Below are 8,211 nucleotides of genomic sequence, written 5' to 3' on the forward strand. Positions count from 1 at the left end.
TTCGAAATGATTGATTTGCCAGAGGATATTTTTGAAATAAATCTTCTGCATTGGTTTTTACCAAATAAAAATGAATCTCTAAAAAGTTATGCTAAAAGGATGTCCGAAAATGTAAAACATGAAAATTCAGTTTTAATAGGAGTTTCTTTTGGAGGCGTTTTGGTTCAAGAAATGAAGCAGTTTTTGAATGTTAAAAAAGTAATTATAATATCTAGCGTAAAATGTAACACTGAAATCCCACGAAGAATGAAAATTGCTAAAACTACTAAAGCATATAAATTATTGCCAACAAGCTTACTTCATGATATTGAGTTGCTTACAAAATTTGCTTTTGGTGATGTACTAAAAAAGAAATTAAAGCTTTATGAAAAATACCTTCAAATGAATAATAAAGTATATTTAGATTGGGCAATTGAGCAAATGATTTGTTGGAATAGAATAAAAATTGATAATGAAATTATTCACATTCATGGTGATGCAGATGAGGTTTTTCCGTCAAAAAACATTAAACAATATATACTTGTAAAAGAGGGTACTCATGCTATGATTTTAAGTAAATATAGATGGTTTAATTCAAACTTACCCAAGATTATTTTAGAACAATAATTTCGCTTTTCAGTTCGTTTTTTGTATTTTTGCTAACTTATAAATTGAGTTATGAAAAAGATACAAGTATTTGGTATTGTTGCACTTTTAGTTTTGGTAAGTAGTTTACTAATCTTTGCTTCAACTGAAGATAAAAAACAAAATAAAATTGGAACTGCTCAATATTTTCCTCAACAGGTTGATTTTGCTGGAGAAATGGCTCCACTAAAAATTGCAGATGTAAAAGAAAGATTTGACAGAGAATTATTAGTAAATGCTAACCTACATTCTTCTACAATTTTAATATTAAAACGTGCCAATCGTGCTTTTCCTGTAATAGAACCAATTCTAAAACAATATGGTATTCCAGACGATTTTAAATACCTTGCCGTTATTGAAAGCGCATTAGTAAACGCTGTTTCACCTTCTGGAGCAAAAGGAGTTTGGCAATTTATGCCAGATACTGCAAAAGAAAAAGGAATGGAAGTAAACGAAGGTGTTGATGAACGTTATCACCTAGAAAAATCTACAATTGCAGCTTGTAAATATTTGTTGACAGCAAAAGAAAAATTTGGTTCTTGGACATTAGCTGCGGCTTCCTACAATGGCGGAATGACTGGTGTAAATAACAAAATTATAGAACAAAAAGTTTCAGATTATTATGATTTATTGCTAACAGATGAAACATCAAGATATGTTTTTAGAATTTTGGCATTAAAAGAAATTATGAAAAATCCAGTTTTATATGGTTTTGATGTTTCTAAATATGAATTGTATCAAAACATTCCTACGAAAACTGTAGAAGTGGATAGTTCTATTTCAGATTTAGCAACTTTTGCTAAAACACAAGGCATTAACTATAAGATATTAAAAATACACAATCCTTGGTTGCGCGATAAAAAATTAAGCAATCTTTCTAAAAAGAAATATATTATTGAAATACCTACAGAAGGTTATTAATGAGTATTTAGTGTTCATTTGGCAGAATTGTATTGTCCATAAAAAAAGTTCGCAATTGCGAACTTTTTTAATTGAGTATCATTATAACTGATCACTAAATCTTCTTCATCTGATCTTTCATCATCTTAATTTGATCTTTTAACATTCCTTGTTTATCTAGTTTTTTAACTTCGGCAATTAAATTTGTTGCTTCAAGTTTTCTTCTTCTAGACATTGCAACTCCAGCAAGATTCAATTTTGCTACAGCCAAATCCATATCCATATTTAATCCAAGCTCAATTGCTTTCTTAAAATACTTTTCAGCTTGAATAAGATTAGTTTGCGACAACATAATTCCGTTTAAGTAATTATAATAACCTTGTTGCTTTTGTACCAGTGCGGTTTCAGGATTTTTAATTTTGTCCAACCAAGCTTTTGCACCAGTAAAATCTTGTTTTCTTAATTTCAAAAAAGCTAATAAAATATATTCATTCTTAAAATATAAGAACAAAGGTATAAGTGATAATAAAATTAGAAAAATTCCATTTCCAATGTTACTATCTGTAAACTGCCAAATAGCAGCGATAAAAATTAATCCAGTCAAGACAAGTTTGATATTTCTGTGAAACATAATATTGAGTTTTTTTAAGATTGCAAAGATAATAAATAGAATTTAAAATATTTTTAAAAAACTACTTGCAAGTAATAAAAACCTTTGTATATTTGCACTCGGTTTCAAAAAGACCTACAAAACTATTATTACACGATTTAAAGATAAAAAGCAATGAGCAAAAGAACGTTTCAACCATCGAAAAGAAAGAGAAGAAATAAACACGGATTTATGGATAGAATGGCTTCTGCAAATGGAAGAAAAGTTCTAGCACGTCGTAGAGCTAAAGGAAGACATAAACTTACAGTATCTTGCGAACCAAGACACAAAAAATAATGATTAGATTCTAATCAATATCAAGCCGTTACTTTTATTAGTAGCGGCTTTTTTTTATGTCATTGCAAGCAACGAAGAAATCTCATAAAAAATGTTCATAAATTTTAATAATTATTAGAAGCTATCCTGCCTGACGGCAGGCAGGTTCCTGCTATCCGTTTCAAATGAAATTCATCGAATACCTATGTAAAATATTTTTTTAATGAGATAATCTTTTTAATTTTACACTACCCAAGCTGCGTATAAAATTAAAAAGGATTTTCACTTTTATCAAGGCTAGGAAAACATTCAAAATTCAACATTCGTTAATCGTTATTCAAACTTTAAAATAAATGTTGAACAGATGAACAAGAAATAAAGAATTTTGAAATAAAAACAACACACAATAACAGAATCTGAAACAAGTTCAGATTAAACAACTAACTACAATGCCAAAAGACAACTCCATAAAATCGGTTTTAATAATAGGTTCAGGTCCAATTGTAATAGGTCAAGCTTGCGAGTTTGATTATGCAGGTTCACAATCGGCAAGATCAATCCGCGAAGAAGGAATAGAAGTAATTCTCATCAATTCCAATCCGGCTACAATAATGACCGATCCATCTATGGCAGATCATGTGTATCTTTTGCCATTAACCACAAAATCGATTATTCAAATTCTAAAAGAACATCCACAAATTGATTCAGTTTTGCCAACAATGGGCGGACAAACGGCTTTAAATCTTTGTCTAGAAGCTGATGAAAAAGGAATCTGGCAAGATTTCAATGTTAAAATGATTGGTGTAGATGTCAATGCAATAAATATAACAGAAGATAGAGAGCAATTCAAGCAACTTTTAAAAAGAATAAATGTACCATCTGCACCAGCAGAAATTTGTACTTCGTTTCTTAGAGGAAAAGAAATTGCGCAAGAATTTGGTTTTCCATTAGTAATTCGTCCATCATTTACACTTGGTGGAACTGGAGCAGCAATAGTTTACAAAAAAGAAGATTTTGCCGAAAAACTAACCTATGGATTAGAAATGTCGCCAATACATGAAGTCTTGATAGACAAAGCATTAATGGGTTGGAAAGAATATGAATTAGAATTGTTACGCGATAAAAACGACAATGTAGTAATCATTTGTTCTATAGAAAATATGGATCCAATGGGAATTCACACAGGAGATTCTATTACTGTTGCACCAGCAATGACTTTATCGGATACTACTTTTCAAAGAATGCGAGATTATGCAATATTAATGATGCGTTCTATCGGAAATTTTGCTGGAGGTTGTAATGTACAATTTGCTGTTTCACCAGATGAAAAAGAAGATATTGTTGCAATTGAAATTAATCCTAGAGTTTCACGTTCATCAGCTTTAGCATCTAAAGCTACTGGTTATCCAATTGCAAAAATTGCTTCCAAACTAGCTTTAGGTTACAATTTAGATGAACTTCAAAACCAAATTACAAAATCAACTTCAGCATTATTCGAACCAACTTTAGATTATGTTATTGTAAAAATTCCTCGTTGGAATTTCGATAAATTTGAAGGTGCAGACAGAACGCTAGGTTTGCAAATGAAATCGGTTGGAGAAGTTATGGGAATTGGACGTTCTTTTCAAGAAGCACTTCACAAAGCCACACAATCGTTAGAAATTAAACGAAACGGACTTGGTGCCGACGGAAAAGGATATAAAAACTATGAGCAAATTATTGAAAAATTAACCAATGCAAGTTGGGACAGGGTTTTTGTGATTTATGATGCCATTGCGATGGGAATTCCGCTTTCTAGAATTCACGAAATCACTAAGATTGATATGTGGTTTCTCAAACAATACGAAGAATTATATACTTTAGAAAAAGAAATTTCTAAATATAATGTTACCAATCTTCCTAAGGAATTGTTGTTAGAATCTAAACAAAAAGGATTTGCCGACAGACAGATTGCTCACATGATGGGTTGTTTAGAAAGTCAGGTTTATAAATTGCGTGATGACTTGAATGTTAAACGAGTTTATAAATTGGTTGATACTTGTGCTGCCGAATTTAAAGCATTAACACCTTATTATTACTCGACTTTTGAGGCAGAAATCGAAACTTCAAACGGAGAAAGATTTGTTCATAACGAAAGCATTGTTACCGATAAAAAGAAAGTTGTTGTTCTTGGTTCTGGACCAAATAGAATTGGTCAAGGAATTGAATTTGATTATTCGTGTGTTCACGGAGTTTTGGCTGCTAAAGAATGTGGCTATGAAACGATTATGATAAATTGTAATCCAGAAACGGTTTCTACCGATTTTGACACAGCAGATAAATTATATTTCGAACCAGTTTTTTGGGAACACATTTATGACATTATTCGTCACGAAAAACCTGAAGGTGTAATTGTACAACTTGGTGGACAAACTGCTTTGAAATTGGCAGAAAAATTATCAAAATACGGAATCAAAATACTTGGAACTTCATTTGATGCTTTGGATTTAGCCGAAGATAGAGGACGATTTTCAGAATTATTGACCGAACTTAAAATCCCATTTCCACAATTTGGTATTGCCGAAAATGCCGATCAAGCAAGCGCTTTGGCTGATGTTTTAGATTTCCCATTACTAGTTCGACCATCGTATGTACTTGGTGGACAAGGAATGAAAATTGTCATCAACAAGCAAGAACTCGAAGAACATGTTATAGATTTATTAAAAAATATTCCAGGAAATAAACTGCTTCTTGACCATTATCTTGATGGAGCAATTGAAGCCGAAGCCGATGCAATTTGTGATGGAGAAAACGTGTATATCATTGGTATTATGGAACATATTGAACCTTGCGGTATACATTCTGGTGATAGTAATGCAACTTTGCCACCATTTAATTTAGGCGAATTTGTAATGCAACAAATAAAAGATCATACTAAGAAAATCGCTTTGGCTTTACGAACCGTTGGATTAATAAACATTCAATTTGCCATAAAAGATGATATTGTTTACATCATTGAAGCCAATCCTAGAGCATCTCGAACTGTACCATTTATTGCAAAAGCATATGGCGAACCTTATGTAAATTATGCCACTAAAGTAATGCTAGGTGTAAATAAAGTAACCGATTTTACATTCAATCCGCAATTAAAAGGATATGCAATTAAGCAACCAGTTTTCTCTTTTAGTAAGTTTCAAAATGTAAACAAAGCACTTGGACCAGAAATGAAATCGACCGGCGAAAGTATATTGTTTATTGATGATTTAAAGGATGATCAGTTTTATGAGTTGTATAGTAGAAGGAAGATGTATTTGAGTAAATAGAAACTTTATAACTTTAAAAATCCCATACTTATTAATTTAACAGTATGGGATTTTTATTATTTTTAAAGTTTTAATGTTACTAATTTTTAAAATTTGAGGTTTGAATAATCATAAGACTTTCATCATTTGACTTAGCTAAACTTTTATTTTTTGTGTTTTGATCTGACCAAGATGTTAAAAAATCTTTTAAAATGTCAACATTAAATGTTCCTCTTGTTAGTACTTTTGCAGTTCCGTTTGCACCTACTTGACCAATTATTCCATCAGCACCATTTTGACCAGTATTGCCACTTCTATTGGTATACGGCTCACAAATAGAGCCACATCTTGAACTTCCTGGTTTTCCACCTTTACCACCAAAACCTCCAGGTGCAGGATTTCCATATTCACCTCCAACACCATTTGGACCATTATAAGTAAAATATTGGTTGTATGGTTCTGCACTACCAAATAGTTTAAAGGTTAACTTTCCTGCATCTCCACCTTCACCGCCATTTCCACCATTTCCACCATTTCCGCCTTTTCCACCATTATTTCCTGCTCCATTTCCTCTGTTGCACTGATAAGTTCCATCCGAACAATTTCTTCCTCTTGATCCTTCAGCGCCATTTGCACCAATATTTCCATTTCCGCCTTTTCCACCATTTTGTCCCCATAAATAATAATCAATATTTCCAGATGAAGCTTGTATTTTATCGGTTACAAATACAAATACATTTCCAGAATTTAGTCCATTTTCACCATTTGCGCCATCTTGTCCTGAAGCAGAACCTGCACCGCCATCTTGAGCAGAAGTTTCAGACTCATTAAAGGATTGAATGTGTGAATTGGATTGTCGGTATTCATTGCATATAATGCTAACATCATTATTTTGAATATAAATTTCAGAATTAATAAGTTCAATTTTATGAAAACTTAACGTCACTTTGTTTTTAGTAATTCCTGTTAGATTTAGAGTTGCATTAACAAGTCGTAATGTTCCTTTTTCTTGGAGCAAAGTATATAATTCGTTTATATCATTAAAATAGGATGGAGGAATATCTCCAACAAAGGCAGGATTTGCATTTGAAATACTTTGCAAATTTATTGCGCCAGTAAGTTCATAGACTTGTTTTTTAGATGCTTCTTTTTTTGGAGAAGTTTGTGCAAAAACTGAGGTTGTCATTAAAATGAAAGAAATAATAATTGCTGATTTCATAAATTGGTTTTTTTAAGGTTAAAAATTGAATGGAAAATATTTAATTCTTTAAAAGTACCGAATTTTATTTACAATTATTGTTTTGATTTACAGAATCTTAAATGTATTGAAATAATTATGAAAAAAACTAAAGCTTTTATGAAATCGGCGAAATGTTATTGGCTGTTTTAATTATAATCAAATCGCCATTTTTTTTTGGTAAAGTCCAATTACACACTTCGAGTTTACTTTTTCAATTCCACAAAATATCTCTTCTGTGTTGGTTGTTATATCGTCTCCTTTTCTCCCAAATCTAGATTTTAAAAAACTCATAAAATCATCATTACATTCTGTTCCAATGTAAGCAAGTTTTGTATTGTGAAATTCAACGTAAACTTCTTTCAAAGTAATTTTTTCATTGACTTCTATGTTTTTTATATCATAGCCGATACACAAGCCATCATTTTTTCTTTCTTTATACTTTAAATTTTTACTTTCAAAATCTTTAATTGACATTCCAATTTTCAAAACTCCAAGTCTATCTAAAATTGGTTTCTCAATTTTTTGGTAATTGGCTTTTCAGTTTGTTTACATGCCAAAAAGCAAATAAAAATTACTGTAAATATTCTATACTTCATTTCTACGGATTTTTGGCGAAGTTGCTCATAACGTTCCGCCGCTTCTCGTCAGTAGTGAACTTCGGAGCTGATTATTTTCTATCAAAGATAAAATTTCTTGCGAAACGCAAACGTGAAATTTACATAAAATTCGCAATTGGGTGAAACGGCTGTTACCTGATGCCATTATTTCTGTTTTAGTAACCATTTTATTAATTCGTCATTATCTACAATACTCCAAGAATGCGGATGTCTTCTATTGTCAGGTCTTCTATAACCTTTATTTTGTGTTGTTATTAATTCTGCACTTTGATTTCCAAGTCTATTTAGCTCATTAATCATTGCGGAACATTCTGTCGCATTCATACTCGTAAAGTCCGAACCACGTTCTTTTAACCACCAATTTATGTCAGTTTCTGTGTAAATTCTCAAAGACATTTTTATCAATTTTTTAATTGCTCTTTGAGTTGTGTCTGAAAATGAGTAAGGCGAAATATTGTAATATTCAGTAAGGTTTGTTGTTGGACTTCCACCAGTTTCTTTTTCAAGTCTGTCTATCATATAAACATTCTCTTGATTGGCTTCGTTGTCTTTTGAAAGTCGAATATCTCTTTTTGCGGAATTATAAAATCTTTCAAAGTCGAGTGGTGGGTCAATCGCAAAAAC

At 31.5% G+C, this 8,211-nt stretch carries 7 protein-coding genes and 1 pseudogene; 4 read left to right on the forward strand and 4 right to left on the reverse strand.

What is annotated here, in order from left to right; genetic code table 11:
* Window positions 1-606: acyl-CoA thioester hydrolase/BAAT C-terminal domain-containing protein (locus tag ACH2BO_RS03215; RefSeq protein WP_395043318.1), on the forward strand; the 606-nt coding region annotated here is incomplete at its 5' end.
* 51 nt (window positions 607-657) lie between these two features.
* Window positions 658-1,545, forward strand: a complete 888-nt coding sequence (locus ACH2BO_RS03220) for a lytic transglycosylase domain-containing protein (protein WP_395043319.1) — start codon at window positions 658-660, stop codon at window positions 1,543-1,545.
* A gap of 94 nt (window positions 1,546-1,639) precedes the next feature.
* Here the strand turns inward: ACH2BO_RS03220 and ACH2BO_RS03225 are convergent, their stop codons facing one another.
* The gene (locus tag ACH2BO_RS03225; protein ID WP_395043320.1) at window positions 1,640-2,155 is read right to left on the reverse strand and encodes a DUF2892 domain-containing protein; all 516 of its coding nucleotides are present in this window, start codon (window positions 2,153-2,155) and stop codon (window positions 1,640-1,642) included.
* A gap of 153 nt (window positions 2,156-2,308) precedes the next feature.
* On the opposite strand from ACH2BO_RS03225, the gene rpmH reads away from it, so the two are divergent.
* Both rpmH and carB read left to right on the forward strand, forming a co-directional pair.
* Window positions 2,309-2,470, forward strand: a complete 162-nt coding sequence (gene rpmH, locus ACH2BO_RS03230) for a 50S ribosomal protein L34 (RefSeq protein WP_007136275.1) — start codon at window positions 2,309-2,311, stop codon at window positions 2,468-2,470.
* A 428-nt stretch (window positions 2,471-2,898) separates the two neighbouring features.
* Window positions 2,899-5,751, forward strand: a complete 2,853-nt coding sequence (gene carB, locus ACH2BO_RS03235; protein ID WP_395043321.1) for a carbamoyl-phosphate synthase large subunit — start codon at window positions 2,899-2,901, stop codon at window positions 5,749-5,751.
* A 79-nt stretch (window positions 5,752-5,830) separates the two neighbouring features.
* On the opposite strand, the gene ACH2BO_RS03240 is transcribed toward carB, so the two are convergent.
* From ACH2BO_RS03240 to ACH2BO_RS03250, 3 genes and pseudogenes are all read right to left on the reverse strand, one after another.
* The gene (locus ACH2BO_RS03240; RefSeq protein WP_395043322.1) at window positions 5,831-6,949 is read right to left on the reverse strand and encodes a hypothetical protein; all 1,119 of its coding nucleotides are present in this window, start codon (window positions 6,947-6,949) and stop codon (window positions 5,831-5,833) included.
* 177 nt (window positions 6,950-7,126) lie between these two features.
* Window positions 7,127-7,444, reverse strand: coding sequence for a hypothetical protein (locus ACH2BO_RS03245; RefSeq protein WP_395043323.1), 318 nt, complete (start codon window positions 7,442-7,444; stop codon window positions 7,127-7,129).
* A 287-nt stretch (window positions 7,445-7,731) separates the two neighbouring features.
* Window positions 7,732-8,211: pseudogene (locus tag ACH2BO_RS03250) on the reverse strand (alpha/beta hydrolase); the annotation flags it as partial.

Source organism: Flavobacterium sp., assembly GCF_043773265.1.
Classification (GTDB): Bacteria; Bacteroidota; Bacteroidia; order Flavobacteriales; family Flavobacteriaceae; genus Flavobacterium.